The organism is Mycobacterium shunyiense (genome assembly GCF_058270035.1).
Genome location: NZ_JBZDPT010000044.1, coordinates 1,025 through 27,100 on the forward strand (window position 1 = coordinate 1,025; position 26,076 = coordinate 27,100).

Sequence of the window (26,076 nt, forward strand, 5' to 3'; positions counted from 1 at the left end):
CTCGGTGGCGTTGTCGGAGTTCATCCGGTGGCGCGATCTGACGTGCCGGTTCCCCGGTTGTGATGCCCCGGCCGAACGCTGCGACATTGACCACACCGCGCCCTGGCCCGCCGGGCCGACGCATCCGTCGAACACCAAACTATTTTGCCGGGCACACCATTTGGTGAAAACGTTCTGCCCCGGCTGGACTGACCGCCAACGACCCGACGGCACCATCGAATTCACCACCCCCACCGGACACACCCATGTGACCGAACCCCACGGCGCCGCCCTGTTCCCGACCCTGGCTCAACCGACCGGGGACCTCAACCTCCCCGACCCCGAACCCGAAGCGCCCAGCCCCAATCGCGGTGCCAAGATGCCCAAACGCTCACGCACCCGCGAACAAGACCAACGTGACCGCATCGCCGAAGAACGCCGCCTACGCGCCGAACTCAACAACGACCTCGCCTACGAACGCGACTACCAAGCCTGGCTCGCCGAAGAAAACGGACCACCACCACCCTTCTGAGAAGAGCGATCAACCTTCGGTGGGCTCGGCCGCGTTCTGAGCGGCGTACTCCCCCGGCGTGCTGCCCAGCATGGATCGAAAGTCGTTGATGAAATGGGCCTGGTCATACCAGCCGAGTCGTACTGCGAGATCAGCAAAGTCGACTCCGGGCACGGTCTCGATCTCCAAAGCCGCCTGCTGCAGCCGATATCGGCACAGTACCCATTTGATCGTCACCCCGACATAGCGCCGGAACACCCGCTGCGTGGTTCGCGTACTCCACGGCGAGAGCTCCATGACCTGCTCCACCCGCTGCAATGTCGCGTCGTCACGCATCCGGCCGATCAACGGGCAGAGCGCCCGGTAGGTCGGGTCGGGCTCACCGGCCATCGCACCGATCGCCTCGTCCAGATCCGGTGCGCCCAACAACCCGTCGTCCACCGGCACGACGCGGCCGGTGAGCGCCGCAGCGTCCCCGCCGAAACGGCCTACGAAACCACCGGGACGAAATCGCGCCCCCACCACACCACCCCGACCGCTGATCGTGATGCGGAAAACCTCGGGCACCACCCCGTGCAGCAACGTGGCGGGCAGCCGATGCCCATGGCGCACAACATCATCGCCCCACTCGTAGGTGAGATGCATCGCAGGGAAGGTGATCACCGTGCTCTCGAATGGACCTGCCTCATGCCGGTCCCAGGTCACCGACCAGAAGTGCTCGACGAAGCTCGCAGCCGCCTCCGACGGCGCCCACCGTTGAAGGTCGAATGCCGAGGCACTGCCCGCACGGCCGACCACGCCGCGCATCGGCGCGTTCTGCTGTGACGCGTTTTTCCAAGCCGGCATCGACCCCAGCCTACGAAACTGGTCGGCATGAGTGTCACACCGATTCCGGAGGGCTACACGAGCCTGACCCCGTTCATCTGCGTCGACGGCGCTGCCGACGCGATCGCTTTCTACCAGAACGTGTTCGGTGCCACGGTCGTCGAGCGGATGGACGGCGCTGATGGCACGGTCTCGCATGCCGAGCTGGATTTCGGTAACGGTCGACTGCAACTCGGCGACCCGCAGGAGGCCTTTCAGATCGCCGCTCCCGCACCAGGCGCCCCGGCAACCTATTCGATGGGGCTGTACTGCCCCGACGTCGATGACGTGGTGACCCGCGCGGAGAAAGCCGGGGCGACCATCCGCGAACCTGCGCAGACGTTCGTCACCGGTGACCGGTTCGCGTCCGTCCTCGACCCGTTCGGTCTGCGCTGGACCGTGATGACCCGCGTCGAAGACCTCACGCCGGCCGAACGTGAACGACGCGTCGCCGAATGGGCGGCCACCGCCGGCGGCTAACGTGGCGGGATGTCTTGCGTGTTCTGCGCCATCGCCGCAGGTGATGCCCCCGCCATCCGCATCTACGAGGACGACAACTACCTGGGCATCCTCGACATCAGGCCGTTCACCCGAGGACACACCCTGGTGATCCCGAAGCGGCACAGCGTCGACCTGACGGATACGCCGGCCGAGACCGTGGCGGAGATGGCCCGCATCGGTCAGCGCATCGCGCGTGCAGCCCGCCGTTCCGGGCTGCACGCCGACGGCAACAACATCGTGATCAATGACGGCAAAGCCGCCTTCCAGAGCGTGTTCCACATCCATCTGCACGTCGTGCCGCGCCAAACCGGCGACAAGCTGTCCTTCGTCAAGGGCATGATGGTGCGCCGCGATCCGGACCGCGAGGAATCGGGACGCCTGTTACGTGCAGCGTTGGCGGAGCTCGACGAATCCGCGCAGGATTGAGCCCATGAGCATGCCCTGGTGGGAGCGGTACATCGGCCTCCCGTTGCTGTTGCTGCACGACAAGGTCTACAAGGCCACCGACGGCCGGATCGGCCATCACATCCCAGGCGGTCCGACCGCCCTGATCCTGCATACGGTGGGTGCCAAAACCGGTCTGCAGCGCGCGAATTCGCTGACCTACGCAAAAGACGGCGATAACTACCTCGTCGTGGCGTCGAAGGGTGGTGAACCGACGGCACCCGGCTGGTACCACAACCTGAAGGCAAATCCGCAGGTCGAGATCAACGTCGGCCCCAAGCGATTCGGTGTGACGGCCACGCCGGTGATGCCCGATGAGCCCGACTACCCGCGGCTGTGGGAGATCGTCAACGCGATGCCGGGCAACAAGGACCGTTACAAGGGGTACCAGAAGCGGACGTCACGTCCGATCCCGGTGATCGTGCTGAGCCCCTAGAACAGCTCCTTGGCCAGCAGTTCCAGGGTGGTGTCACGGGCCGTCGCGGTCGTCGGATCGGCGCCGCGGCGAGCCGAGCCCACGGGGTTGACCATCACCTCGTCGACGTCGAATTCCTCGGCCAAGGCCCGGACCTGCTCTGCCGCCTCGGTAGGTGAACCGACCACGGCGCGCGCGAGCCCGGAGGCCACAACGGCCTGCGCCTGCGGGGTCATGGTCGTCGCCTCGGCGTCCTCGACGAGATCGAGGGCGCCGAGCGGCTGGCCGGTGCGCAGCCGGCCCATCATCTGCAATTGCGGCAGGAGCAGGGCCCTGGCCTCTTCGCTCGTCTCTGCCACCGAGGCGTTGACAGTCAGGAAGGTCACCGGCTCGGACGCCAGATCGCTGGGCTGGAACTCGTCGCGGTAGACGGCCAGCGCCTCGGCGGTGCCGTGCCCGGAGAAATGGTGGGCGAAGACGTACGGCAGCCCCTTGGCCGCGGCCAGGTGCGCTGAGTACATCGACGAGCCGAGCAGCCACATCCGGGGTTCGGTGACCGCGACGGGCGTCGCCTTGAGCACGTAGTTCTCCCGCATCAGGTCGCGCGGCAACGGCACCCGGACACCGCGCGCACTCATCAAGGCCACCACGTCGTCGAGGTATTGCGGGAACGCTTCGATGTCGCGATCGTCGCGCCCGGCGGCGCCACGCAGGGCCAGCGAGGTGACCGGGTCTGATCCTGGGGCCCGACCGATGCCTAGATCGATTCGACCGGGATGGGCGGCCTCCAGCAGCGCGAACTGTTCGGCCACCGCCAGCGGTGCGTGGTTGGGCAGCATCACCCCGCCCGACCCCAGCCGCAGTTGCGTGGTGTGCGCGGCGAGATGCGCGATCAGCACCGGCGGGCTGGTGGCGGCCACCGCGGGCATGTTGTGGTGCTCTGCGAGCCAGTAGCGGGTGTATCCGAGCCGGTCAGCGGTCTGCGCCAGGTGTGTAGTGGCCGTCAGGGCATCGGCGGTGGACTGGTCGGTGCGAACCGGGACGAGGTCGAGGACAGAAAGCCGCATGACAGCGTCAACGTCACGAGCGGCCCGGTTCGTTCCCGTCCGCCTCGGTCACCAGGTGCTCCGCGGTGACGAAGATGTCGTCGAGCATGGCAGGCGTGAGCCGGCCGGTGAAGGTGTTCTGCTGGCTGGGGTGGAAGCATCCGAGAAGCGTGACCGGGCCGAACGCCGAGGTCAGCGACGCCGTTGCACCGTGGCCGAACTTTGGGGCGGGTTTGGGGCGATCCCCGATCAACTCCAGCGCCGCCCGCCAGGCAAAGCCGCCCAATGCGATGACCACGCGCACCGACGGTCCGGCCAGCCGCCATTCGGCCTGCAGCCATGGCGCGCAGGTGGCCCGCTCGGCCGGTGTGGGCGCATTCGCCGGAGGAGCGCAGCGCACCGCGGCCGCCATCCGGGTGCCGCTCAACTGCAGACCGTCAGCGGCGTCGACGCTCTCGGCCTGGTTCGCCAGACCGGTCCGGTGCAGCGCGGCGAACAGGAAATCCCCCGAGCGGTCGCCGGTGAACACCCTGCCGGTGCGGTTGGCACCCTGCGCGGCCGGCGCCAGCCCGACGATGAAGATCCGCGGCCGCTCCGAACCGAACCCCGTCGCCGGGCGACCCCAATATGGTTGATCGGCAAAAGATTTCCGCTTGGCGATCGCGACCTCTTCGCGCCAGGTGACCAACCGGGGGCAGGCCCGGCACACCGAGATCAGCGCGTCCAACTCGTCCACCGACCCGGCCCTGGCCGCCAGCCGCCGCACCTGCGCGGCGGTCTTCGCCACCGGAGTGGATGGGGTGGCCGGATCACCGGGCCAGCCCGAGCCTGGCGGTACCGGGGACGTGAACAGTTCTCCGGTCCTTGGATGAGCGAGCTCCATCAGCTCACTGTGCCCGAAATTCCGTCGCGACGGGTGCGGGCACGCTGCTAGATTCGGCCGCGATAGCCATGACCGACACCAAGCGCGGCCCACTGCTGCTGATCCTGTTCGCCGCGCTGATGGCCGGGGCGGGCAATGGCATCACGATCGTCGCGTTCCCCTGGCTGGTGTTGCAGCGCAACGGTTCCGCGCTCGACGCGTCGATCGTGGCGATGGCCGGGACCCTGCCGCTGCTGATCGCCACGCTGATCGCCGGGGCAGCCGTGGACTATCTGGGCCGGCGGCGCGTCTCGATGATCTCCGATCTACTTTCGGCCCTGTCTGTGGCGGCGGTTCCGACGCTGGCCCTGACCTTCGGGGTGGACGCGGTGAATGTCGCGGTGCTGGCAGTCCTGGCCGCGTTGGGCGCCTTCTTCGACCCGGCCGGGATGACGGCCCGCGAGACCATGCTGCCCGAGGCAGCCGGCCGCGCGGGGTGGACGTTGGACCACGCCAACTCCGTGTACGAGGCGGTGTTCAACCTGGCCTACATCGTCGGCCCGGGCATCGGCGGCCTGTTGATCGCCACCATCGGTGGAATCAACACGATGTGGGTGACCGCCGGGGCGTTCTGCTGTTCGATCCTGGCCATCTCGATCCTGCGGCTCGAAGGTGCGGGCACGCCGGACCGCTCCATGCTGACCGAAGGCGTCCTCGCGGGCATCGTCGAAGGGCTTCGATTCGTCTGGCACACACCGGTATTGCGCACCCTCGCGATCGTCGACCTGGTGGCCACCGGGCTGTACATGCCCATGGAATCGGTCCTTTTCCCGAAATACTTCACCGACCGCAACGAACCCACCGAACTGGGCTGGGTACTGATGGCGCTGAGCGTCGGCGGGTTGCTGGGGGCGCTCGGCTACGCGGTGCTGTCACGACCGCGGGCGGTCAATCGGGCACCGTACATGAGCCGACGGGCCACCATGCTGACCGCGGTGATCACGCTCGGCGTGGCGATGACGATCATCGCGTTCCTGCCACCGCTTCCACTGATCCTGGTGCTGTGCGCGATCGTCGGGTTCGTCTACGGGCCGATCGCGCCCATCTACAACTACGTCATGCAGACCACCGCCCCGCAGCACCTGCGCGGCCGCGTGGTCGGCGTGATGGGTTCACTGGCCTACGCCGCCGGACCGCTCGGGTTGATCCTGGCCGGGCCGCTGGCCGACGCCGCCGGCCTGCACGCGACGTTCCTGGCCCTGTCCCTGCCGATGCTGCTGCTTGGCCTGGTCGCGGTCTTCCTGCCGGCGCTGCGTGCCTTGGACTCCGCTCGTCAGCATTGACTCTGCGCCCACGGTGAGAAACTGCGGGTGATCAGCGCCCTCCCCGCAGAGTCAACGGCCCGAACTACGATTCCGGTGTGGAATCCGCGCTGTCGAAGTTGATCGCCGAACTGCCCGAGGGGGTCGTGGTCACCGACCCCGACATCCTGGCCTCCTACCGCCAGGACCGGGCTGCCGATCCGGCGGCGGGCACCCCGCTGGCGGTGGTTCGGCCGACCCGCACCGAGGAAGTCCAAACTGTGTTGCGTTGGGCCGGCGAGCACCGGGTGACGGTCGTCCCGCGTGGCGCAGGGACCGGGTTGTCGGGCGGCGCGACCGCGCTGAACGGCGGGATCGTGTTGTCCACCGAGAAGATGCGTGACATCACCGTCGACCCGGTCACCCGCACCGCTGTCGTGCAGCCCGGCCTGCTCAACGCTGAGGTGAAGAAAGCCGTTGCCGCACACGGACTCTGGTACCCACCCGACCCGTCGTCGTTCGAGATCTGCAGCATCGGCGGCAATGTCGCGACCAATGCGGGCGGGCTGTGCTGCGTCAAGTACGGCGTGACCACCGACTACGTGCTCGGGCTGCAGGTGGTGCTGGCCGACGGCACCGCGGTACGGCTGGGCGGCCCGCGCTTGAAAGACGTTGCGGGCCTGAGCCTGACGAAGCTGTTCGTCGGAAGCGAGGGGACGCTGGGAATAGTCACCGAGGCGACGCTGCGGCTGCTACCCCCGCAGCACTCCCCGTGCACCGTGGTGGCCACGTTCGATTCCGTGGAAGCCGCGTCGAACTCGGTCGTGAAGATCACCGGCAAGATCCGGCCGTCCATGCTGGAGTTCATGGACTCCGTGGCGATCAACGCCGTCGAGGACAAGCTCAAGATGGGCCTCGACCGCAACGCCGCGGCGATGATGGTGGCCGCGTCCGACGATCGCGGTGCCGCGGGCGCCGACGACGCCGCGTTCATGGCCCAGGTGTTCACTGAATGCGGTGCCACCGAGGTGTTCTCGACCTCAGACCCGGACGAGGGTGAGGCCTTCGTGGCCGCCCGCCGTTTCGCCATCCCGGCCGTCGAGGCCAAGGGCTCACTGCTGCTGGAGGATGTCGGTGTGCCGCTGCCCGCACTGGCAGACCTGGTCAGCGGGGTGGCCGAGATCGCGGCCCAGCGGCGACTGCTGATCTCGGTGATCGCCCATGCCGGTGACGGCAACACCCACCCGCTGATCGTGTTCGACCCGGCCGACGCCGATGAGGCGCAGCGGGCTCAGCTGGCGTTCGGCGAGATCATGGACCTCGCGATCGGCCTGGGTGGCACCATCACCGGTGAGCACGGCGTGGGCCGGCTCAAGCAACCGTGGCTGGCCGGCCAGATCGGCCCGGACGCCATGGAACTCAATCACCGGATCAAGCGGGCCCTGGACCCGCAGAACATCCTCAACCCCGGCGCAGCGATCTAGCCCGGACTCAGGCCGCTGCGAACATCGTCAGCAGATGGCTTGTGCGCCAGGCGATCAACGCGAGGAATACCAGTAGCACCGCCACCGAGACCCCGGCCTGGATGGCATTTCGACGCGCGCTCGGGGCGTACACGTAAGCGGCGGCGATACCCGCGCCCGTGATCAGGCCGCCGATGTGGCCCTGCCAGCTGATCGCCCCGGTTCCCAATGCGGGCCCGGCGAAGGTGAACACCAAGTTGATGATGACGACGGCAGCGATCATGCGGACGTCGAGTTGGAGCTTGCGGGCAACCACGAAGATCGCACCGAACAGGCCGAAGATCGCCCCGGATGCGCCGGCGGTCGGGACGTTGACCGGCGTGAGCAGGTAGACCAGTACCGAACCGCCCAGGGCGCTGAGCGCATACAACGCCCCGTATCGCAGCCGGCCCAGCCACTGCTCCAGCGGCGGACCCACCACGTAGAGGGCCCACATGTTGAACAACAGGTGCATCACGCCGTAGTGCAGAAAAGCCGAGGTCACCAGCCGGTAGTACTGGTCGTAGACCGCGATCCCCGGGGCCCACAACGTCAGCTCCTCGGTGACCCGATCCCCCGAGGCCATCTGCAGCACGAACATCACGACGTTCACCGCGATCAGCGCGTAGGTCAGGATCGGCGCCCCGGCACGGGCCACCCCGCCGAACTGCGTGCGCTCGGCCCGCACCGACCTGGCGCCCTCGTTGACGCACTCCACACACTGATGGCCGACGGCCGCCGAGCGCATGCACTCGGGGCAGACGGGGCGCCCGCAGCGGGTGCAGCTCACATAGGTGGGACGGTCCGGATGCCGGTAACACGTCGGCGTCTGGGCAGGTAGCTGCGGCGTGCCAGGGGTGTTCATCACGCCCGAGCCTAATGCGGGTCCGACTATTGACACAGATGCCACGACTGTCGTACGAATAAGACATGGCAGCGACTTTGTCTCACAGCTCCGCCCGGTTCGTTCCCGCCGACGCCGACACCTGGCCCAATCCGTGGCCGATGTACGCCGCTCTGCGCGACCACGATCCCGTGCACCACGTCGTGCCCGAGGAGTCGCCGGAGCACGACTACTACGTGCTCTCCCGGCACGCCGACATCTGGGCGGCCGCCCGGGACCACGAGACCTTCTCCTCGGCGCAGGGCCTGACGGTCACCTACGGAGAGCTGGACATGATCGGGCTCGCCGACAACCCGCCGTTCGTCATGCAGGATCCACCGGTGCACACCGAGTTCCGCAAGCTGGTCTCGCGCGGGTTCACCCCGCGTCAGGTGGAAGCGGTGGAGCCCAAGGTGCGGGAATTCGTCATCGAGCGCCTCGAGGGGTTGCGCTCGAATGGCGGCGGGGATATCGCCGCCGAGTTGTTCAAGCCGCTGCCCTCGATGGTCGTCGCGCACTACCTCGGGGTGCCCGAGGCAGACCGGGACCAGTTCGACGGCTGGACAGACGCCATCGTCGCGGCCAACAGCTCGGCCGGCGGTATCACGGCGGCGATGGGCACCGCCGGCGCTGCAGTGGCCTCGATGATGGGCTACTTCTCCGAGCTCATCGAACGACGCCGCCGCGAGCCCGGCGACGACACCATCTCGCACCTGGTGGCCGCGGGCGTCGGTGCGGACGGCGACATCGCCGGCGTGCTGTCGATCCTGGCCTTCACGTTCACCATGGTCACCGGCGGCAACGACACCACCACCGGAATGTTGGGCGGCGCCGTGCAACTCCTGCAGCAGCGGCCCGATCAGCGTCAACTTCTGATCGACGACCCCGAACTGATCCCGGAAGCTGTCGACGAGTTCCTGCGGCTGACCTCCCCGGTGCAGGGTCTGGCCCGCACCACCACCCGTGATGTCACCATCGGCGACACCACCATCCCGGCCGGGCGCAAGACGCTGTTGCTGTACGGCTCGGGCAACCGCGACGAGCGTGAATTCGGTGAGAACGCAGCCGAACTCGACGTGCGACGCGCCCCGCGAAACATCCTGACCTTCAGCCACGGTGCACACTTCTGCCTCGGCGCAGCAGCTGCCCGCATGCAGTCCCGGGTGGCGTTGACCGAATTGCTCTCCCGTTACCCCGATTTCGAGGTCGACCTGGACGCGGTGGTCTGGGCCGGCGGCAGCTATGTGCGACGGCCGTTCTCCGTGCCGTTCCGAGCCGGGGCCTGATGCCCCGCGACTGGTTGTCGGCCCGGCGGTCCGAAGTGGCCGCCGACCACATCCTCGACGCCGCCGACTCGCTGTTCACCCAGCAGAACGCGGCGACCGTCGGCATGCACGAGATAGCCGCCGCCGCAGGATGTTCCCGCGCCACGCTGTACCGCTACTTCGAGAACCGCGAGGCGCTCTACACCGCCTATGTGCACCGCGAGGCACGTCGGCTGTACGAAGAGGTCAGCGAACAGGTGGCCACGGTCACCGATCCGGCGCAGCGCCTGATCGAGGGCGTGATCACCGCGCTGCGGGCAGTGCGTGTCAGCCCGGCGCTGTCGTCGTGGTTCGCCACCGCTCAACCGCCGATCGGCGGCGAGATGGCCGAACACTCCGAGGTGATCCGCGCGTTGGTGGAAGGCTTCGTGCGTTCACTCGCCGGCGAAACGGGGCAGAGTGACGACGTCGTGGGCCGCCGCGCCAGGTGGCTGGTGCGCGTCATGGTGTCGCTGCTGGTCTTCCCCGGCGTCGACGAGGCGGACGAGCGGACCATGCTGGCCGAGTTCGTCGCCCCGCTGGTGATCCCGTCAGGACTGCGCGCACAGTAGCCGATTGCCCGGCACGCAGGGCGAACCTGCCCCATACTTTCGATTATGGCCAGCCACCCGACGCCACTGCCGCCGCTCCCGGCGGTCACCAGCATTGCCGAGGTTGTCTCGGCCATCGACACGGTCACCGATTGGGCTGTGGAAACGTCAAGTCGGCTGGGCTATTTCGCCGCCCTGTACAAAAGGATCACCATCGCAGTAGGCACCGCGGTCGACGCCGGCACATTCGAGGACGGTCCACGGATGGACCGGCTCGACGCGGCGTTCGCACAGCGCTACTTCGATGCGCTCAACGGTTACTTCCACCCGGACCGGTACCCGAAACCCACCCGGTCCTGGCGGGCCACCTTCGAGTGGGCCGACAAACCCGCACCGATCCTGGTGCAGCACATGCTCGCCGGCGTCACCGCCCACATCGTCCTCGACCTCGGCATCGCGGTACAGGGTCTCGTGGGAGCAGGCCGGCTACCGTCGCTGCACAAGGACTTCGACACCATCAACGCCGTGCTGGCGAGCCAGATCGCCGGGGTGGTCAACGACATCAACGAGCTGTCACCGGCGCTGGCCGACATTTATGCCGTGCTCCAACAGCATCAGATCTTCGTCCTGAACGAGGCGATCCGCTCCCTGCGTGACAGCGCATGGCGGTTCGCCACGGTGCTGGCGTTGGAACCCGGATTCGCGCGGCCACCGACGATCTGGGCCCGAGACCTCCAGGTGAGCCGGCAGGCGCAGGCCGTGTTCGACCCACCCAGCCTGGTCGGCGCCTTCGATCTGGCGATCAAGGAGATCGCCGCGCGCGAGAGTCGCGATGTGGCCCACAACGTTCGGGTGCTCGACCAGATCGCCGAGACGCCCGCCCCGATTCAGACAGTGCTTTGACGGTGTGAGGCCGGGCGGCGTCAGGCCACCCAGTAGGCCTGCGCCTTGATGGACTTGCGCGGGATCCCGTATTCCTCGCGGAAGACCCGTGCCACGGCCCGGGTGGTGCGGTTGTTGCATGCGACCCAACCGAAATGGTCCGATGCGTCGAAGGCCGACGCGCTGACGGTCGCCAGCAGATCTTCTTCCGCCCGGTCCACCCAGATGATCTCCGCGCCACCGGTGACCGGCAGCTCGCGGTCGTCGTCGTATCCGGCCTCCAGGAAGACCCAGGCCGGGGTATCCCCGATCGCGTCCAACAGTGAGTTGATCGCGGGAAGCGACGCCGTGTCACCGACGATCACATAACCGGCCGGTGCCGGCTCGGGTAGGGCGAAGTTGCTGCCGAGGACCGTCACGTCCAGGACGTCGCCGGGCTGGGCCGCACGGGCCCAGCGGGTGGCGATGCCGTCGTGCATGGCGAAATCGATGTCCACGGTGCCGGCGTGCGGGTCGGCGTTGACCAGGGTGTAGCCGCGCTGATGAGCCTTGCCGTCGTCGGGAAACCAACCCCGCACCCACATCGTCGGATGAACCCGATGCTCAGCGAGCAGTTTTTCCGCTTTGAAGTGAAGTCGGAGGTAGTTCGGCGTGAGCTCGGTACGGCCCGAGACCGTCAGCTCGTAGTCACCGCCCCGCCAGAGTTTGACCAGGGCCCCCTCGAGCCCGCGCGACGCCTTCTGCTCGGCCATGCGTACCTCCCGTGAACCTTCTTGTTAGGTAAGCTTACCCTAACTAAAAGATCAGGAGCGGACGCGCGTGAACCGGTGCAGCAACCAGGCGGCTGGGATGGTGAACACCATGGTGAGCACGAACAGGTTGAACATCGACCCCGTGTAGACCGGATCGCGCATCACCTCGACCATCACCAACTCCATGATCATCAGGTGGATCAGGAAGATCTCGTAGGAGATCTCACCGAGGAAGACCATCGGGCGCGACGCCAGGAACCGGCTGTACCAACCTCGGTCGCCCAAAGCCGGCGGAGCCACCAGCAGAGCCGCGATCACCGCATAGAAGAACGTCTTGACCAACGCCTCGCTCAGCTTGGCCGGCGACGTGGTCGGCTCCCCCGCGAGCGGCGTCGACGCGATGAAGTAACACACCACCGCCAACGGCACGCACACCATTCCGTAGCCACGCACCTTGAGCTGGCTCAGCACGGTCAGTGCCATACCCGCCACGAACCAGGCCATGTACGTGGGCAGCCACAACCGGGCACCGTCGGGCAGACCCGTGGAATCGTGCACGATCCACAGCCACAGCGGAGACATCGCCGCCAACGAGGCCAGGCCGAAGAACAACAGGCCCGGGCGCCAACGCCGCCGGCACAACACCACCAGCAGCAGATAGGCCACGAACGGCAACGCGACGTAGAACGCCGCTTCCACCGCCAGGCTCCACATCTGGGTCAACCCCTGATGCAGGTAGGAGAACAGGTAGTTGTCCGTATAGATCTGGGACAACGTCAGATTGCGGAACAGACCCATCCAGGTGTGCCCGGGATTGGGGCCCGCCGTCCGGAAGTGGTAGAGCAGGTAGGCGAGCAGCACCGTGACCACATAGGCCGGCATGATCCGTCGCACCCGGTGCCAGGCGTAGCGGCGGACGGACGGGGACTTGCCCCGCCCGATGTCGCCGGAGGCGGCAGCCCGCACCCACGGCCGGAACAGCAGGAAACCGCTCAGCACGAAGAAGATCGGCACACCGATCTCGGCCCGCGAATACACCAGCCCGAGATAGCCCTGCCCATACTTGCCGGTCGTGTACGCCGCGTGGGTCAGCACCACCAGAATGGCGGCCACCGCACGGATCCCGGTCAGCGACGCGACCCGCGTGGACCCAGAAGCCCCGGAGACCACGTTGTCTACCGACTCGAGGCCACCTTGATCCGACGGCCCCTTCACGCTTCTGGAGACCGTCACTTGGTCTTCCGGTGCGGCTTCCCCGAGCGGTCGCGGTGTTCGGAACGGCCCTTGTACTCACGGCGCGGCCCACGGTCACTATGGTCGGCGCGCTCACCGCGCTCCCGCTCCAGATTGATCAGCATGCCCGAAATCCGGGTGTTCTCCAGCGCCTTGAGCGTCTTGCTCGGCAGCTTCTCCGGCAGCTCCACGAGCGAATAATCACCACGGATGGTGATGTGGCCGAACTCGTTGCGATGCAGGCCGCCTTCGTTGGCGATCGCGCCGACGATGTGGCCGGGACCCACCTTGTGCCGCTTGCCCACCGAGATCCGGTACGTTGCCAGGCCCTCACGCGGCGGACGCTCCTTGCGAGCAGGCCGCTCGCCCCGATCGTCGCGATCGCGCTCCCGGCGCTTCTCCGGCGGCGGCTCGGTCATCAGGAACTCTTCGCCGTTACGCGACTGCAGCGCCAGCGCGGCGGCGATGTCGACCATCGGCACGTCGTTCTCGCGCTCGAAGTCCTCGATGATCCGACGGAACAATTCCAGGCCCGGACCATTGAGCGAGTCGGTGATGGAATCACGGAACTTGGCCACGCGCTGCGCGTTGACGTCGTCGACGCTGGGCAGCTCGGCCTCGATGACCTTCGACCGGGTGTGCTTCTCGATCGACTTGAGCAGGTGCCGTTCGCGCGGGGTGACGAACAGCAGGGCGTGCCCCGAGCGGCCGGCCCGGCCGGTGCGGCCGATGCGGTGCACGTACGACTCGGTGTCATGCGGGATGTCGTAGTTGACGACATGGGAGATGCGCTCGACGTCCAGACCGCGGGCGGCGACGTCGGTGGCGACCAGAATGTCGATCGTGCCGTCCTTGAGCGCGCTGATGGTGCGCTCACGTTGGGACTGGTTGATGTCGCCGTTGATGGCGGCCGCCGCGAAGCCGCGGGCCTTGAGCCGCTCGGCGACCTCCTCGGTGGCCTGCTTGGTGCGGACGAACACGATCATCGCGTCGCCCTCTTCGACCTCGAGCACCCGCGTCAGCGCGTCCAACTTGCGCGCACCCGCCACCTGGATGAACCGCTGGGTGATGTTCTCGGCGGTCGCAGTCTTGGCCTTGACCGTGACCTCGACCGGATCGTGCAGGTACTTGGTGGTGATCTTGCGGATGGCCGGCGGCATCGTGGCCGAGAACAGCGCCACCTGCTTGTACTCCGGGGTGTCGGCGAGAATCCGCTCGACCTCTTCGGCGAAGCCCATGGTGAGCATCTCGTCGGCCTCGTCGAGCACCAGGTAGTCCAGGTTCGACAGATCCAGCGTGCCGCGCTCGAGATGGTCGATCACGCGGCCCGGAGTGCCCACCACGACCTGGGCGCCGCGACGCAGCCCGGACAGCTGCACGGTGTAGGACGCACCGCCGTAGATCGGCAGCACGTTGACCGCAGGAAGGTGCGCGCCGTACCGGCCGAATGCCTCGGCGACCTGCAATGCCAACTCACGAGTCGGTGCCAGCACCAGCGCCTGGGTGGCCTTGCTCGAGGTGTCGATCTTGGACAGGATCGGGATGGCAAAAGCGGCCGTCTTGCCGGTGCCGGTCTGAGCCAGCCCGACCACGTCGGAGCCCGCGAGCATGGCTGGAATGGTCGCGGCCTGGATCGCCGAAGGCGTCTCGTATCCGACATCAGTGACTGCCTTCAACACTGCAGGGTCGATCTGCAGGTCGGCAAACGTTGGGGCGGTATCCCCCGAATCCGGGTCTGGCGAGGTCATCGGTTCAGAAGTCTAGTGCCAATCGGCCGGATTCCCGGCCGCGCGCCTGCACAACCCCGCAGCGGGGTCACGGTAGGTTGCCCAACTGTGAAACGGGTCGCAGTGTTCGCCATGGCGCCCGGGGTCGTCGTGGCGGCCGTGCTCGCGCTCGCGGGGTGCGGATCAGGAGATTCCACGGTCTCAAAAACCCCCGAAGCCAGCGCCAACGCGGCACCGCCCCCGGCGTCGAAACCAGCCGCCACCGCAGCCCCGACACCGGCGGCACCGCAGGCAGACCCGTGCGCGGTCAACCTGGCCGCCCCCGAGATCGCCAAGGCCGTCTCCGAGTTGCCCCGCGACCCCCGCAGCAATCAGGCCTGGAGCCCCGAACCGCTGGCGGGCAACTACAACGAGTGCGCTCAGCTGTCGGCGGTGATCGTCAAAGCCAACACCAACTCCGAACACCCCAACACCCGGGCCGTGCTGTTCCACCTCGGCAAGTTCATCCCCACCGGTGTGCCCGACACCTACGGCTTCAACGCCATCGACAAGACGGCCAGCACCGGGGATACCGTGGCGCTGCAGTACTCGGGCGGATTCCACGGACTGGCCAGCACGGTGAAGTTCCGCTGGAACGGCGGCGGCGTGGAGTTGATGGGCAACACAGGCTAGATCCGCAGCCCCGTCACAGTTGTGACTCGCCGCCGTCGACCACCAGCTCGGTGCCGGCGACATACGTCGCGTCAAGCGCCAAAAATGCCACCGCAGGCGCAAACTCGCTGGGCCGACCCCACCGCTTCATCGGACTGCTCGCGGCGAACTCGGCCTTGAGTTGGGCGGCCTTCTCCGGCACTTCCTTCTCCAACTTGCCGGTGTCGATCGAGCCGGGGCTGATCGCGTTGACCCGAATTCCTCTGGGCAGCAACTCCCGGCTGAGAGTGCGGGCCATCGATCGCAGCGCCGCCTTGCTGGCCGAATACACGCTCAGCGCATCCCACCCCGTCTGGTTCGCGATCGACGTCGTCAGAACCACACCACTGCCCTCGGCGAGCAGCGGCGCCAGTCTCTGCACGGTGAAGAACGGCCCCTTGGTGTTGATCGCGAAGACCTCATCGAAGGTCTGCTCGGTCACCGCATCGAAGGGGTCGAAGCTACCGATGCCGGCGTTGACGACCAACGCGTCGACCGTGCCGAATTCGATCTTGACGCGGCCGGCCAGCGCGTCGATATCCGGTAGCGAGCTCGCGTCGCTACGGACCGTGATCCCGTTGCCGCCGAGCTGCTGGCCCGCATCGTCCAGCGTGTCCTGGTTGCGGCCGGTGACCAGCACGCGAGCGCCGTTGTCCACCAGGAACTGTGCGGCCGCCAGCCCCAGTCCGCTGCTTCCCCCTGTGATCACCACGTTCTTGCCGTCGTATCTGCTCATACCGTCGAGTCTTCGACGGTCCTCCGCACCGCGTCCAAGACCTGTTCGGCACCGCGTCATGCCGAATCGAATACCGCTGGGCCCGAGCCAGGTTGAGAACAGCCATGGAGACAGTGCGGTGAACGACGCCGGGGTCGACCTGGAGTTGCGCTTGGTGCGGTATTTCACGGTGGTGGCCGAGCAACTGAACTTCAGCCGGGCGGCCGCCGAGTTGCACGTGGCCCAGCCGTCGCTGAGTCGCCAGATTCAACGCCTGGAAAAGCGGCTCGGCGTACGTCTGCTGGAGCGTATCCCGCAGGGCGCCCAGCTCACCGAAGCCGGCAAGGCATTCCTGCCGGAGGCGCAGGCCCTCCTGCGAGCCGCCCGGCAGGCCGCGGTCACCGCGCGCGCCCACGCGCCCGCGGGCAAGGTCATGATCGGGTACGTCGAGGATCTCGTCATCACCCCGGCCGTGCGGGAACTGCGCCGACTGCACCCCGGCACCGAGATCGGCACCCGCCACCTCGAATGCCACGAAGAGAAGGCCTTCACAGACGGACACGTGGATGTCCTGGTGGCCCGTGCCCCGCTGTTCGTCCCGACCGACGGGGTCCGGGTCACCGCGCTGTACGACGAGCCACGGATGCTCGTGGTGCCTGCCGACCATCAGCTGGCCGGCCGGACGTCGGTGTCGCCAGACGACTTCGCCGGCGAGGATTTCATCTGCCCCCACGGCGGGGCCCGCTCGATCTATCCGACGGGTTCATTCCAGGACAGCGACCCCGGGCCGATGTCGGCTGGTCCCATCGACGAGAGCTTCGAGGACCGGCTCGAACTCATCGCAGGCGGGCAGGCGATCGCGGTGCTGCCCGTCGGCGATCGGCGTGCGTCACTGCGCGCCGATCTGGTCACCGTTCCGGTGGTGGGCTTCCCGGCCAGCACGGTGGTGGTGGCCAGCCGGGTCGGCGAACCGAACCCGCTGGTTGCCGAGTTTGTCCGGACCGCTCGCACCCACCTCACCGCGCAAGCCGCCTGACCTGTCGGAGCGCTGCCCTACAGTGGCACCGTGTTCGTCACCGACGAAGGCGCGTCGGGCCCGACGGTCATCTACAGCGCGTCGGACCTGGCTGCGGCCGCCCGCTGTGAGTACGCCTTGCTGCGTTCGTTCGACGCGCGGCTGGGCCGGGGACCGGCAGTGTCTTCCGACGACGAATTACTGGCCCGCACAGCAGAACTCGGCGAGGAACACGAGCAGCGCCACCTCGATGAATTGCGCGCCGACGCATCCCCGTCCGAGGTGACGGTGATCGACCGGCCCGCCTACACGGTGCCGGGGCTGACCACGGCTGCCCGGGCCACTCTCGAAGCAGTACAACGCCGGGACCCGGTGATCTACCAGGCCGCGATGTTCGACGGGCGCTTCGCCGGGTTCGCCGACTTTCTGATCTGGGACGGCGACCGCTACCGGCTGCGGGACACCAAGCTGTCGCGCTCGGTGAAGGTGGAGGCACTACTGCAGCTGGCCGCCTACGCCGACGTACTGGCCCGAGCCGGCGTGCCGGTGGCCGACGAGGTCGACCTGGTACTCGGCGACGGCGCGGTAGCCAGCTACCGCGTCGACGAACTGCTGGCGGTGTACCGGCCACGGCGCAGCGCGTTGCAGACACTGCTCGACGGCCACCTCACCGCCGGTACCGCGGTGTCCTGGTCCGACGAGACGGTGCGGGCCTGTTTCGGCTGCGATGAATGCCAGGAGCAGATCCGCACCACGGACGATCTCTTCCTGGTCGCCGGAATGCGGGCGACCCAGCGCGCCCGGCTCATCGACGCGGGCATCACCACCGTGCATCAACTGGCCGAGCACACCGGAGCCGTACCCGGGCTGGCCCAGCGCGTGGTGACAGCGCTGACCGGCCAGGCCCGCTTGCAGGTGGCGCCGCGGGTGGACGCCAAGCCGCCGTACGAGGTCGTCGATCCGCAACCGCTGATGCTGCTGCCCGACCCGGACAAGGGTGACCTGTTCTTCGACTACGAGGGCGACCCGCTGTGGACGGTCAACGGTCACGAGTGGGGCCTGGAATACCTGTGGGGCGTCCTCGGCGCGGAGGGCAACTTCCAACCGCTCTGGGCCCATGACCGGGCCAGCGAACGTCAGGTGCTCATCGATTTCCTGGACCTGGTCCGCAAGCGCCGCAAGCGTTTTCCCAAGATGCACGTCTACCACTACGCGCCGTACGAGCGCAGCACCCTGCTGCGGCTGGCCGGCCGCTACGGGGTCGGCGAGAACGACGTCGACGATCTGTTGCGCAACGGCATTCTCGTCGACCTACTGCCATTGGTACGCAAGAGCATTCGCGTCGGCACCGAGAACTACAGCATCAAGTCGCTGGAACCGCTCTACATGGGCAACGAGCTCCGCGACGGTGAGGTCACCAAGGCCACCGATTCGATCACCGAGTACGCGCGCTACTGCGCACTGCGGGAGGCCGGGGAGCACGACGAGGCTGCCACGGTGCTCAAGGAGATCGAGGACTACAACCGGTACGACTGCCGATCCACCCACCGGCTGCGGGACTGGTTGATCAACCGGGCGTTCGAAGCCGAGGTTCCGCCGCGCGGTCCGCAACCGGTGCGTGACGGAGGGCCGATCGAGAAGGCCGACGCCACCGACCGCAAGCTGCTGAAGTTCGCCGGCGACGGTGTCGAACCGCGCACCGACGAGCAGCAGGCGGTCGCGATGATCGCCGCGGCCCGGGGTTTCCACAAGCGTGAGGACAAGCCGTTCTGGTGGGGCCATTTCGACCGGCTCAACAATCCGGTCGACGAATGGGCCGACAGCACAGGTGTTTTCGTCGCCGAGAAGGCACAGGTGGTCACCGACTGGCACACCCCGCCACGCGCCCGCAAACCCCAACGCCAGGTCTTGCTGACCGGCGCCATCGACGCCGGGGAACTCAGCACCGAGGTATATGCGCTGTACACCCCGCCCGCTCCGGCCGGCCTGTCCGACGACCCGGACCGGCGCGGCTTCGGCAGCGCGGCCGTCGTCGGCTGCGACAACCCGGAGGCACCCACCGAAGTGCTGATCACCGAACGCCAACCCAAGGACGGTGACGCCTTCACCCAGGTGCCGTTCGCGCTCACCCCTGGCCCGCCGATCAACACCAAGCCCTTGCAGGCATCCATCGACAGCACCGCCACCACCGTCGCCGCCGGTCTGCCGAACCTGCCCGCCGATGCGATGACCGATGTCCTGTTACGTCGTCCGCCCCGCACCGTCAGCGGCGGCCCGCTACCCCGCAACGGTGACACCGCCGCCGACGTCAGCGCGGCTCTGCTGGATCTGGACTGCTCGTACATCGCGGTGCACGGGCCGCCCGGCACCGGGAAAACCCACACCTCGGCGCGGATCATCGCCGGACTGGTCAACCAACACGGTTGGCGCATCGGGATCGTCGCGCAGTCGCATGCGGTGATCGAGCATCTGCTCGAGCAGGTACTCGATGCCGGGGTGGACGCGGCGCAGGTGGCCAAGAAGCGCAAAGGCGCCGACCCGCGGTGGACCGAGATCGGCGAGAGCCACTACGCGTCGTTCATCGCCGACCACCCCGGCTGCGTGATCGGCGGCACCGCATGGGATTTCGCGAACGAGACGCGGGTACCGCGGCAATGCCTCGATCTGCTCGTGATCGAGGAGGCCGGACAGTTCAACCTGGCCAACACCATCGCGGTGGCCCCCGCCGCGCGGAATCTGCTGCTGCTGGGCGACCCGCAACAACTCCCGCAGGTCTGCCAGGGCACCCACCCGGCACCGGTGGACGACTCCGCGCTCGGCTGGCTCGTCGACGGGGCGCACACGCTGCCGGCCGAGCGCGGCTACTTCCTGGACCACTCCTTCCGGATGCATCCGGCGGTGTGCGGCCCGGTCTCCCGACTGTCCTATGACGGCCGGCTGCAGTCGCATGAAAAGGTCAGTGCGGCACGCAAACTCGACGGCATCGAACCGGGAGTCCGGGTGCTCGCGGTCGAGCACCTCGGCAATTCGACCGACAGTCCGGAAGAGGCCGCCGCGATCGTCACCACCATCACCGGCCTGCTGGGCACCACCTGGACCGACGAACACGGCAGCACCCCGCTTGAGCAGGACCACTTCCTGGTCGTCACGCCCTACAACGCTCAGGTGACCACGGTTCGTCGCGCACTGGACGCAGCGGGTCTCACCGAGGTGCAGGCCGGCACCGTGGACAAGTTCCAGGGCAGACAGGCGCCCGTGGTGTTCGTGTCGATGACGGCGTCCTCGGCCGCCGATGTCCCCCGCGGCATCGGGTTCCTGTTGAACCGCAACCGGCTCAACGTGGCGATCAGCCGGGCCAAGTACGTCGCCTTCATCGTGCGTTCACCACAGCTCACCGACTATCTGCCCGGCCAACCGGACAGCCTGATCGCGCTGGGCGCATTTCTGGCCCTGACCGAATGACGGACCCGGCCTGTGATACACCCAACCGGTGACTGAAACGCTTACCGGAACCCTTGCCGGAATCGTCGGTGCCGGCTACGTCACCACCGATCCCGACGTGCTGGACGGCCGGTGCGTCGACCACACCGGGCGGTATCGCGGACAGGCAGCAGCTCTGGTCCGGCCCGGCACCGCCGACGAAGTCGCCGCGGTACTGCGCGCCTGCCGCGATGCGGGGGCGTGTGTCACGGTGCAGGGCGGCCGGACCTCTCTGGTGGCCGGGACGGTGCCGGAGAACGACGACATCCTGCTGTCGACCGAGCGCCTCACCGAGATCGGTGTCGTCGACACCGTCGAGCGCCGCATCCGAGCCGGCGCCGGGACTCCCCTGGCCGCGGTGCAACGCGCCGCCACCGCAGCCGGATTGGTGTTCGGGGTGGACCTGGCCGCGCGCGAATCGGCCACCGTCGGCGGGATGGCCTCCACCAATGCCGGCGGTCTGCGCACCGTTCGTTACGGCAACATGGGCGAGCAGGTGCTGGGCCTGGACATCGCACTGCCCGACGGATCGGTGGTCCACCGGCACAGTCAGGTACGCCGCGACAACACCGGCTACGACCTGGCCTCGCTGTTCGTCGGCGCCGAGGGGACGCTCGGTGTGATCACCGCACTCGATCTGCGCCTGCACCCCACCCCCACCCACCGGGTCACCGCGATCTGCGGGTTCACCGACCTGGAGGCGCTGACCGGGGCCGGCCGCGTCTTCCGCGACCTCGACGGCATCGCGGCCCTGGAGCTGATCGACGCCAGGGCCAGTGCGCTGACCGCCGAGCATCTCGGGGTCCCCGCCCCGGTCGACGGTGCCTGGCAGTTGCTGATCGAACTGGCCGGCGACAGCGACCAGACCGAACGCCTGGCCGACGCGCTGGACGGGGCCGACCTCTGTGGTGAGCCGGCCGTCGGCATCGACACAACCGCCCAGCAGCGGCTGTGGCAGGTACGGGAGTCGGTGGCCGAGGTGCTCGGATTGTTCGGTCCGCCATTGAAATTCGATGTCTCGCTGCCACTTTCGGCAATCAAGAACTTCGCCACCGAAGCCACCGAACTGATCGCCACCCATACGGCCGACGCCATTCCGGTGCTGTTCGGCCACATCGGGGAGGGCAACCTGCACCTGAACGTGCTGCGGTGCTCCACCGACGCCGAGGCGGGGTTGTATGCCGCGATGATGACGTTGATCGCCGACTGCGGCGGCAACGTCAGCTCCGAACACGGCGTCGGGTCGCGCAAGCGCGACTATGTGGCGATGTCACGCACCGAGGCCGACATCGCGGCCATGCGCACGATCAAGGCCGCCTTCGATCCGGACGGATACCTCAATCGCGCCGTGCTGTTCAATCCTCGCGCTTTGCCATGAACTCGGCGTAGATGTTCTCCCATTTCTCGGGATCCTCGGTCAGCGGCAGCACCCGGAACGAATCGGTCACCGCGTCGGCCACACCATCGCCATCGATGTGGTGATGGCTCACCGTGAACTCCACGTAGTCGTCGTCATCGTCGTCGCGGGGGTCCAGGTAGGGATCCGGCTCGGAAGCGAAGACGGGCTCGGCATCGAAACCGAGCAGGAACAGCGCGGCCACCACCCCGAACAGCGCGATGAACGCCGGCAGGAGCATGGACTGCGACATCGCCGCCGCGAACGGCGCGCGCAGGAACTCCGGCAACTCGGCGACCGCACCCTCACCGCGGGGCGCCGCGCCGGCCGCCCCCGGCATCTCTGCGCCGATACGCGACGTCATGTACGCCGCGATCCCCGCGCTGCCGAGCACCGACCCGACCTGGCGGGTGGCGTTGTACACGCCGGATCCGGCCCCGGCCAGATCCGGCGGCAGGTTGCGCGTCGCGGTCGCTGCCAACGGCGACCAGATGAACGCCATGCCGACGCCCATCACCAATTGCGGCAGCAAGAGGCGCCAGATCGGCGTCGTCGGGGTCATCTCCATCGCCAGCCAGGTCAGCCCGATCGCCATCGCCGAGAAACCGAAACCGATCACCGGCGTCGGATGCGCCCGGTCGACGATGCGACCCACGACCGGCGCCAGCACACCGCTGGCGATCGCCGTCGGAGCGGTCAAGAGTGCCGACCGGATCGGCGACAGTCCGCACACCGTCTGGGCGTAGAACATCAACGGCAGGATCATCGCGGTCACCGCGAACCCGATCGTGGCGACGCCCACGTTGGCCAGGCTGAAGTCGCGATCTTTGAAGATCCGCAACGGGATCAGCGGCTCGGCGGTGTTGACCGCCTGCCAGCACACGAACGCCACCATCACCGCAATGCCGACCGCGCCGGTCGCCCACACCCACGGCGCCCAATCGCGCGACTGCCCCTCCTGCAGCGCGAACACGATCAGGAACATGCCCACCCCGGACAGCACGACGCCCAGCACGTCGAACCGATGGTCCTGGGTGGGCAGCACCGGCACCAGCCAGACCGCCAGGGCGAAGCCGACAACCCCGATCGGCACGTTGACGAAGAAGATCCACTGCCAGCCCAGTCCCCCGACCAGCACGCCACCGGCCAGCGGACCGACCAACGTGGCCACCCCGGCCGTCGCGCCCCACACACTCATCGCCACCCCGCGCCGCTCGGGCGGGAAGATGCGGGTGATCGTGGACAACGTCTGCGGCGTCAGCAGGGCCGCGCCGATGCCCTGCACCACACGTGCCGCGATCAGCATCCCGATACTGCCGGCGAGACCGCACCACAGCGAGGCCGCGGTGAACACGGCCAGGCCGGCGAGGTAGAGGTTCTTGGGCCCGTAGACATCGCCCAACCGGCCCGCGACGAGCAGCGGCACGGCGTACGCCAGCAGGTAAGCGCTGGTCACCCAGATCACGCCGTCGTAATCGGCGCCGAGCTCTTCCATGATGGTCGGATTGGCGACGGCGACGATCGTCGCGTCGACCAGGATCATGAAGAAGCCGACCATCATGGCCCACAGGGCGTTCCACGGGTTGTCCGCACGCGCGGGCACCCTGCCCTGCGGGCTCGGGGTGCGGGCGTTCAGCGCTGGAGACATGGCGATGCGGTGTGTTGGGCCTCGGGTCCGGCTCAGTTGGGTGGTTGGCGGGCCCAGCCGACGCTACCCGGGAGCGCGTCAGGCGGGCTCGACAACCGCCTCGGAAACGACGAGCGTGTCGCCCGGGTATTCGCTCGGCTCGTCATCGTCGTTACGCCGACCGACCAGCAGCAGGGCCGTCAGGGCGATCGCCATGCCGGCCGTCATCACCCACGACAACGCCAGCGCACCGTTGCCCAGGGCCCCGATCGCCGGTGCCACCGCCGCGCCGAGGCCGAACTGCGCCGCGCCCAACAACGCGGCCGCCGTTCCGGCAGCGTCGGGATGCCGCGACAGTGCGACGGCCGGGGCGTTGGGAAGCACCAGGCCCATTCCCGCCAGGATCGCCAGCACCGGCACCACGAAGGCGGACAGCCCACCGACGTGCGCCACGGTCAGCACCACGAACACCACCCCGGCAAGGGTCGACCAGCTCAGCGCCGCCACCGTGATGGCCTGCGGCGAGAACCGGCGCAGCAGCACGACGTTGAACTGGGTGGAGCCGATCAGCGCGATCGCCCCCGCGGCGAACACCAGCGCGAAGGCCTGCTGGTCGAGACCGTAGTGGCCCTGCAGGACGAACGGCGCCGCCGAGATATAGGCGAACAACCCGGACATGCCCAGTGCGGCGACCAGCACCAGGATCACGAACCGCGAATCACGCAGCAGCTCGATGTACGTGCCGACGATGCCGCTCACCGCGAGTGGGCGCCGATGGGCGACCGGCAGGGTTTCCGGCAGGGCGAGCGCAGCCATCGCCAGCAGGCCGCCGGCCACCACCACCAGCGCGACGAAGACCCAGTGCCAGGACCCGTGCAACAGCACAGCCGCCCCCAAGGACGGGGCCAGCACCGGGGCCACCCCCAGCACCAGCATCAACCGCGACATCACCGTCGCCGCCACCGTGCCGCTGAACAGGTCGCCGACCACGGCGATCGCCACGACCGAGGCCGCCGCCGCACCCATGCCCTGTAGGCCGCGCGCCAACCCGAGAACGGTGATGTTGGGTGCCAGCACGCACAGCACCGAAGCCACCATGTGCAGCACGATGCCCGCCATCAACGGGCGCCTGCGTCCCAGCGAATCCGACAGTGGGCCGACGATCAGCTGGCCGAGGGCCAGACCGGCCAGGGTTCCGGTGAGCGTCAACTGCGACACCGAGGAGGAGACCGAGAGCTCCTCGGCGATCCGGGGCAGGGCCGGCAGATACATGTCGATGGTCAGTGGACCCAGCGCCACCAGCGCACCCAGGATGAGAATCATCCGGATCCGACCCGGCATCCGACTGTGCTCAGCTACCGATGTCGTCTGGTCCACGTCGGGCGATGATGCCATGAAGGTGAACAGCCCCGCATTTCAGTTTTTTGTTCCCGTGACGGCTGTCACCCTCGGGCACCGGCAACGGGTGACCGTTCGTTCTCCCGACGTCAGGTCAAGCGTTAGCCTGGCAGTCAACGATGGGTTCACACCTGGGAGGCCCCGAAGTGCGTGCGCGGTCCAAAGCCCTGCCTGCGAAGGTCGAAGAGACCGAAGATCCCAGCACGGCGGCCAAGGTGCTCTCGGCCATCATCGAGCGCAGTTCGCGCGTCCAGGCTCCGGCCGTCAAGGCCTACGTGGACCGGTTGCGCAGCCACCAGCCCGATGCCACCCCGGCCGAGATCGTGACCCGGCTGGAGAAGCACTACCTGGCCGCGGTGATGGCCAGCGGCGCCGCAGTCGGCTCGGCCGCCGCCTTCCCCGGCATCGGAACCCTGGCGGCGCTGTCGGCCGTCGCCGGCGAGACGGTGGTGTTCCTCGAAGCCACGTCGGTGTTCGTGCTCGCCGTCGCCGAGGTGCACGGCATCCCGGCCGACCATCGCGAACGGCGCCGTGCGCTGGTGCTTTCGGTCCTCGTCGGCGAAGACAGCAAGCGTGCCATCGCCGACCTGCTCGGCACCGGGCGGACCAGCGGTGCGTGGCTGTCCGACGGTGCGGCGACGCTGCCGTTGCCCGCGGTCTCCCAGCTCAACTCCCGGCTGGTCAAGTACTTCGTCAAGCGGTATACGCTCAAGCGCGGCGCGATGGCTTTCGGCAAGATGCTGCCGGTGGGCATCGGCGCTGTCATCGGCGGCGTCGGCAACCGGCTGATGGGTAAGAAGATCGTCGCCAACGCCCGCCAGGCGTTCGGCGCACCCCCGCCGCGGTGGCCCGCAACGTTGCATGTGCTGCCGTCCGCCAACCCCTGAGGACCATGCTGACCTCAGGTGGCGCTGAAAGGCGATAGCCTTTATGCGGCGGTCCAGAGGGGTCGGCCGCCCACAGAAGAACACAAGCGGCAAGCCTGCATGTGACGGCTG

24 protein-coding genes are annotated in these 26,076 nt (G+C 67.8%); 14 read left to right on the top strand and 10 right to left on the bottom strand.

All coding sequences use genetic code 11. The annotated features are described in order from the left end of the window. Positions 1–511, top strand: a 511-nt coding sequence (locus tag AC4ELS_RS24870; protein ID WP_499049684.1) for an HNH endonuclease signature motif containing protein, incomplete at its 5' end; no start/stop codon positions are given. Between the two features lie 9 nt (positions 512–520). On the opposite strand, the gene AC4ELS_RS24875 is transcribed toward AC4ELS_RS24870, so the two are convergent. Continuing rightward, a complete protein-coding gene (locus tag AC4ELS_RS24875) occupies positions 521–1,336 on the bottom strand; it encodes an AraC family transcriptional regulator (protein WP_499049686.1) in 816 nt (271 codons plus the stop codon). A gap of 27 nt (positions 1,337–1,363) precedes the next feature. Here AC4ELS_RS24875 and AC4ELS_RS24880 point away from each other — a divergent pair, with 27 nt between their 5' ends. From AC4ELS_RS24880 to AC4ELS_RS24890, 3 genes are read left to right on the top strand one after another with little or no spacing between them, the layout of a single operon-like run. Next, positions 1,364–1,834 (top strand): VOC family protein, encoded by a 471-nt coding sequence (locus tag AC4ELS_RS24880; RefSeq protein ID WP_064886672.1) that lies wholly within the window; start codon positions 1,364–1,366, stop codon positions 1,832–1,834. Between the two features lie 9 nt (positions 1,835–1,843). Then, a complete protein-coding gene (locus AC4ELS_RS24885) occupies positions 1,844–2,281 on the top strand; it encodes an HIT family protein (protein WP_064960379.1) in 438 nt (145 codons plus the stop codon). A 10-nt stretch (positions 2,282–2,291) separates the two neighbouring features. After that, positions 2,292–2,735 carry a nitroreductase family deazaflavin-dependent oxidoreductase gene (locus AC4ELS_RS24890; RefSeq protein WP_064886710.1) on the top strand — a complete coding sequence of 148 codons (444 nt, stop codon included), beginning with the start codon at positions 2,292–2,294 and terminating at the stop codon, positions 2,733–2,735. Here AC4ELS_RS24890 and AC4ELS_RS24895 read toward each other — a convergent pair. Both AC4ELS_RS24895 and AC4ELS_RS24900 read right to left on the bottom strand, forming a co-directional pair. After that, positions 2,732–3,781, bottom strand: coding sequence for an LLM class flavin-dependent oxidoreductase (locus AC4ELS_RS24895; protein WP_064960380.1), 1,050 nt, complete (start codon positions 3,779–3,781; stop codon positions 2,732–2,734). The genes AC4ELS_RS24890 and AC4ELS_RS24895 overlap by 4 nt on opposite strands. Before the next feature lie 13 nt (positions 3,782–3,794). Beyond that, positions 3,795–4,643, bottom strand: a complete 849-nt coding sequence (locus tag AC4ELS_RS24900) for a uracil-DNA glycosylase (RefSeq protein WP_499049688.1) — start codon at positions 4,641–4,643, stop codon at positions 3,795–3,797. 68 nt (positions 4,644–4,711) lie between these two features. On the opposite strand from AC4ELS_RS24900, the gene tap reads away from it, so the two are divergent. Further along, positions 4,712–5,965 carry a multidrug efflux MFS transporter Tap gene (gene tap / locus AC4ELS_RS24905; protein ID WP_499049690.1) on the top strand — a complete coding sequence of 418 codons (1,254 nt, stop codon included), beginning with the start codon at positions 4,712–4,714 and terminating at the stop codon, positions 5,963–5,965. Between the two features lie 77 nt (positions 5,966–6,042). Next, complete coding sequence (locus AC4ELS_RS24910; RefSeq protein ID WP_499049692.1) at positions 6,043–7,407, top strand: FAD-binding oxidoreductase; 1,365 nt, start codon at positions 6,043–6,045, stop codon at positions 7,405–7,407. Positions 7,408–7,414: 7 nt separating this feature from the next. On the opposite strand, the gene AC4ELS_RS24915 is transcribed toward AC4ELS_RS24910, so the two are convergent. Beyond that, positions 7,415–8,290 (bottom strand): rhomboid family intramembrane serine protease, encoded by an 876-nt coding sequence (locus AC4ELS_RS24915; RefSeq protein ID WP_082963593.1) that lies wholly within the window; start codon positions 8,288–8,290, stop codon positions 7,415–7,417. A gap of 65 nt (positions 8,291–8,355) precedes the next feature. Here AC4ELS_RS24915 and AC4ELS_RS24920 point away from each other — a divergent pair, with 65 nt between their 5' ends. The 3 genes from AC4ELS_RS24920 to AC4ELS_RS24930 are packed head-to-tail and all read left to right on the top strand — an operon-like array spanning position 8,356 to position 11,066. After that, positions 8,356–9,594, top strand: coding sequence for a cytochrome P450 (locus AC4ELS_RS24920; RefSeq protein ID WP_055116338.1), 1,239 nt, complete (start codon positions 8,356–8,358; stop codon positions 9,592–9,594). Continuing rightward, a complete protein-coding gene (locus tag AC4ELS_RS24925; RefSeq protein WP_448448468.1) occupies positions 9,594–10,184 on the top strand; it encodes a TetR/AcrR family transcriptional regulator in 591 nt (196 codons plus the stop codon). The genes AC4ELS_RS24920 and AC4ELS_RS24925 overlap by 1 nt, the downstream gene beginning before the upstream one ends. A gap of 45 nt (positions 10,185–10,229) precedes the next feature. Next, positions 10,230–11,066 (top strand): DUF5995 family protein, encoded by an 837-nt coding sequence (locus AC4ELS_RS24930; RefSeq protein WP_064886680.1) that lies wholly within the window; start codon positions 10,230–10,232, stop codon positions 11,064–11,066. A 20-nt stretch (positions 11,067–11,086) separates the two neighbouring features. Here the strand turns inward: AC4ELS_RS24930 and AC4ELS_RS24935 are convergent, their stop codons facing one another. The 3 genes from AC4ELS_RS24935 to AC4ELS_RS24945 are packed head-to-tail and all read right to left on the bottom strand — an operon-like array spanning position 11,087 to position 14,778. Next, on the bottom strand, positions 11,087–11,797 hold the full coding sequence (locus tag AC4ELS_RS24935) for a siderophore-interacting protein (protein WP_064886681.1): 711 nt from the start codon (positions 11,795–11,797) through the stop codon (positions 11,087–11,089). Between the two features lie 51 nt (positions 11,798–11,848). Continuing rightward, complete coding sequence (locus AC4ELS_RS24940; RefSeq protein WP_448448470.1) at positions 11,849–13,030, bottom strand: acyltransferase family protein; 1,182 nt, start codon at positions 13,028–13,030, stop codon at positions 11,849–11,851. Continuing rightward, complete coding sequence (locus AC4ELS_RS24945; RefSeq protein WP_064886683.1) at positions 13,027–14,778, bottom strand: DEAD/DEAH box helicase; 1,752 nt, start codon at positions 14,776–14,778, stop codon at positions 13,027–13,029. Before AC4ELS_RS24945 ends, AC4ELS_RS24940 begins: the two co-directional genes overlap by 4 nt. Before the next feature lie 111 nt (positions 14,779–14,889). On the opposite strand from AC4ELS_RS24945, the gene AC4ELS_RS24950 reads away from it, so the two are divergent. Next, entirely contained in the window at positions 14,890–15,429 is a 540-nt protein-coding gene (locus AC4ELS_RS24950; RefSeq protein ID WP_448448515.1) for an LppP/LprE family lipoprotein, read from the top strand. Positions 15,430–15,442: 13 nt separating this feature from the next. Here AC4ELS_RS24950 and AC4ELS_RS24955 read toward each other — a convergent pair whose 3' ends face one another. Beyond that, entirely contained in the window at positions 15,443–16,183 is a 741-nt protein-coding gene (locus tag AC4ELS_RS24955; protein ID WP_448448471.1) for an SDR family oxidoreductase, read from the bottom strand. A gap of 118 nt (positions 16,184–16,301) precedes the next feature. Here AC4ELS_RS24955 and AC4ELS_RS24960 point away from each other — a divergent pair, with 118 nt between their 5' ends. From AC4ELS_RS24960 to AC4ELS_RS24970, 3 genes are read left to right on the top strand one after another with little or no spacing between them, the layout of a single operon-like run. Further along, on the top strand, positions 16,302–17,198 hold the full coding sequence (locus tag AC4ELS_RS24960) for a LysR family transcriptional regulator (protein WP_448448472.1): 897 nt from the start codon (positions 16,302–16,304) through the stop codon (positions 17,196–17,198). Between the two features lie 30 nt (positions 17,199–17,228). Beyond that, on the top strand, positions 17,229–20,639 hold the full coding sequence (locus AC4ELS_RS24965) for a TM0106 family RecB-like putative nuclease (protein ID WP_448448473.1): 3,411 nt from the start codon (positions 17,229–17,231) through the stop codon (positions 20,637–20,639). Positions 20,640–20,667: 28 nt separating this feature from the next. Next, a complete protein-coding gene (locus AC4ELS_RS24970) occupies positions 20,668–22,035 on the top strand; it encodes an FAD-binding oxidoreductase (protein WP_448448474.1) in 1,368 nt (455 codons plus the stop codon). Here AC4ELS_RS24970 and AC4ELS_RS24975 read toward each other — a convergent pair. Next, positions 22,013–23,701 carry a DHA2 family efflux MFS transporter permease subunit gene (locus AC4ELS_RS24975; RefSeq protein WP_463793895.1) on the bottom strand — a complete coding sequence of 563 codons (1,689 nt, stop codon included), beginning with the start codon at positions 23,699–23,701 and terminating at the stop codon, positions 22,013–22,015. The two genes, AC4ELS_RS24970 and AC4ELS_RS24975, sit on opposite strands and share 23 nt — an antisense overlap. Positions 23,702–23,779: 78 nt before the next feature. After that, a complete protein-coding gene (locus AC4ELS_RS24980; protein ID WP_064960396.1) occupies positions 23,780–25,075 on the bottom strand; it encodes a multidrug effflux MFS transporter in 1,296 nt (431 codons plus the stop codon). 122 nt (positions 25,076–25,197) lie between these two features. On the opposite strand from AC4ELS_RS24980, the gene AC4ELS_RS24985 reads away from it, so the two are divergent. Next, the gene (locus tag AC4ELS_RS24985; RefSeq protein WP_064886690.1) at positions 25,198–25,965 is read left to right on the top strand and encodes a hypothetical protein; all 768 of its coding nucleotides are present in this window, start codon (positions 25,198–25,200) and stop codon (positions 25,963–25,965) included. Positions 25,966–26,076: the final 111 nt, after the last annotated feature.

Bases quoted from the DNA above. Each gene is read 5' to 3' on its own strand.
- AC4ELS_RS24875 (WP_499049686.1), bottom strand. From the start codon at position 1,336: ATGCCGGCTTGGAAAAACGCGTCACAGCAGAACGCGCCGATGCGCGGC.
- AC4ELS_RS24880 (WP_064886672.1), top strand. From the start codon at position 1,364: ATGAGTGTCACACCGATTCCGGAGGGCTACACGAGCCTGACCCCGTTC.
- AC4ELS_RS24885 (WP_064960379.1), top strand. From the start codon at position 1,844: ATGTCTTGCGTGTTCTGCGCCATCGCCGCAGGTGATGCCCCCGCCATC.
- AC4ELS_RS24890 (WP_064886710.1), top strand. From the start codon at position 2,292: ATGCCCTGGTGGGAGCGGTACATCGGCCTCCCGTTGCTGTTGCTGCAC.
- AC4ELS_RS24895 (WP_064960380.1), bottom strand. From the start codon at position 3,781: ATGCGGCTTTCTGTCCTCGACCTCGTCCCGGTTCGCACCGACCAGTCC.
- AC4ELS_RS24900 (WP_499049688.1), bottom strand. From the start codon at position 4,643: ATGGAGCTCGCTCATCCAAGGACCGGAGAACTGTTCACGTCCCCGGTA.
- tap (WP_499049690.1), top strand. From the start codon at position 4,712: ATGACCGACACCAAGCGCGGCCCACTGCTGCTGATCCTGTTCGCCGCG.
- AC4ELS_RS24915 (WP_082963593.1), bottom strand. From the start codon at position 8,290: ATGAACACCCCTGGCACGCCGCAGCTACCTGCCCAGACGCCGACGTGT.
- AC4ELS_RS24920 (WP_055116338.1), top strand. From the start codon at position 8,356: ATGGCAGCGACTTTGTCTCACAGCTCCGCCCGGTTCGTTCCCGCCGAC.
- AC4ELS_RS24925 (WP_448448468.1), top strand. From the start codon at position 9,594: ATGCCCCGCGACTGGTTGTCGGCCCGGCGGTCCGAAGTGGCCGCCGAC.
- AC4ELS_RS24930 (WP_064886680.1), top strand. From the start codon at position 10,230: ATGGCCAGCCACCCGACGCCACTGCCGCCGCTCCCGGCGGTCACCAGC.
- AC4ELS_RS24935 (WP_064886681.1), bottom strand. From the start codon at position 11,797: ATGGCCGAGCAGAAGGCGTCGCGCGGGCTCGAGGGGGCCCTGGTCAAA.
- AC4ELS_RS24945 (WP_064886683.1), bottom strand. From the start codon at position 14,778: ATGACCTCGCCAGACCCGGATTCGGGGGATACCGCCCCAACGTTTGCC.
- AC4ELS_RS24950 (WP_448448515.1), top strand. From the start codon at position 14,890: ATGGCGCCCGGGGTCGTCGTGGCGGCCGTGCTCGCGCTCGCGGGGTGC.
- AC4ELS_RS24955 (WP_448448471.1), bottom strand. From the start codon at position 16,183: ATGAGCAGATACGACGGCAAGAACGTGGTGATCACAGGGGGAAGCAGC.
- AC4ELS_RS24975 (WP_463793895.1), bottom strand. From the start codon at position 23,701: ATGTCTCCAGCGCTGAACGCCCGCACCCCGAGCCCGCAGGGCAGGGTG.
- AC4ELS_RS24980 (WP_064960396.1), bottom strand. From the start codon at position 25,075: ATGGCATCATCGCCCGACGTGGACCAGACGACATCGGTAGCTGAGCAC.
- AC4ELS_RS24985 (WP_064886690.1), top strand. From the start codon at position 25,198: ATGGGTTCACACCTGGGAGGCCCCGAAGTGCGTGCGCGGTCCAAAGCC.